Genomic DNA, 1,356 nt, shown 5'->3' with positions numbered 1-1,356 from the left:
TTGAGAGGAAGGAGCGAACCGATGACCATCGTGACCCTTGGGATCGACTTGGGCAAGAACCTGAACAGCATTGTTGGCCTGGGCGCAGACGGGAACGTCGTTCTGCGCCGACGCGTCAGGCGGGGGACCCTCACCGAACTCGCGGGACAACTTCCACCCTGTACCGTCGCTATGGAAGCGTGCTGCGGTGCGCATCATGTCGGGCGTCTGTTCGCCGCCAAAGGGCATGAGATCCGGCTGATGTCGCCTGAGTATGTGCGCCCTTACGTGCGCGCGCAAAAGAACGACGATAACGATGCTGCGGGGATCGCCGAGGCAGCGACGCGGCCGACGATGCGCTTCGTCGAGTTGAAGAGCCAGGACCGGCTTGATCTGCAGACCTTGCACCGAGCCCGCTCTCGTCTCGTGGCAGCGCGCAAGGCGCTTGTGAACCAGCTTCGGGCGATCCTGCTCGAGCGTGGACATACCTTCCGGCAGGGGCGCAAGGCTCTTGAACGGGACATCGTGCCGTTCCTTGCCGAGCCCCCTTTGGATCTATCGACCCGGATCATGAGGCTTATCAGAGACATGCGAGCCGAGTGGCGGTCACTCGATGAGCGGATCGATGCTTTGAACGACGATCTGGCCGATCATGCGCGGGCCGACGAGGCCGCAAACCGGCTGACCTCGATACCGGGCATCGGCATCCTTGGCGCAACTGCGCTGGTTGCCGCCGTTGGAGATGGTGAGGCGTTTCGTCGGGCGCGTGACGTGCCCGCCTGGCTCGGCCTCGTGCCGAAGCAGATGACGACCGGCGGCAAGCCGCGGCTACTCTCCATCACAAAGCGCGGGAACACCTATCTGCGCATGCTGCTGATCCACGGGGCGCGCGCCGCGCTGCCAAGCCTCTCCAAACAGGCGACGCCCTTAGGCGAGTGGCTTCGAGGTCTTCTATCGCGAGCCCACCGCAATGTCGTGATTGTCGCGCTCGCCGCCAAGCTCGCCCGCATCGCCTGGGCGAGCCTACGGCGTGGCATTGGCTTCGAGCGAGGATGGGGACAGGTCGTGACGGCCTGAAACGACAGAATCCGCTGCGACATCCGAAAGAGGAGCCGCGGTGAAGCGAGGTTGGCGGAAGGAGGCTGATGGCCGGAAGGGTCGAACACCCGCGTCCCTGGAAACCTGGTTCAAAAAACGGCGCCTCGACGCCGAGTCTTTTATGAGGGCCAGGACGCGCGGATCTCCATCATGGCGAGGGCCAACATGCCGCTACGCCGGATACGTTTGTGCACGACCGAACAAAGCCTGACGCAACCAACTTGCCAACGGGGCGGGCCATACGTTTTTGAACGTCCAGCCGCGGCGGCGGAGCCAGAC

1 protein-coding gene is annotated in these 1,356 nt (G+C 63.8%); it reads left to right on the top strand.

The genetic code is table 11. The features are described from left to right. The first annotated feature begins 21 nt into the window (after window positions 1-21). Complete coding sequence (locus AB5S17_RS23385) at window positions 22-1,056, top strand: IS110 family transposase (RefSeq protein WP_369243577.1); 1,035 nt, start codon at window positions 22-24, stop codon at window positions 1,054-1,056. Window positions 1,057-1,356: the final 300 nt, after the last annotated feature.

The organism is Jiella sp. M17.18, from assembly GCF_041027365.1.
Taxonomy (GTDB): domain Bacteria; phylum Pseudomonadota; class Alphaproteobacteria; order Rhizobiales; family Rhizobiaceae; genus VKMB-3413.
Note: the sequence above shows the minus strand (reverse complement) of the source record. Positions and strands in the feature narration are given on the sequence as shown.

Excerpts from the sequence above, each read along its gene's own strand:
- AB5S17_RS23385 (WP_369243577.1), top strand. The coding sequence starts at position 22 with ATGACCATCGTGACCCTTGGGATCGACTTGGGCAAGAACCTGAACAGC.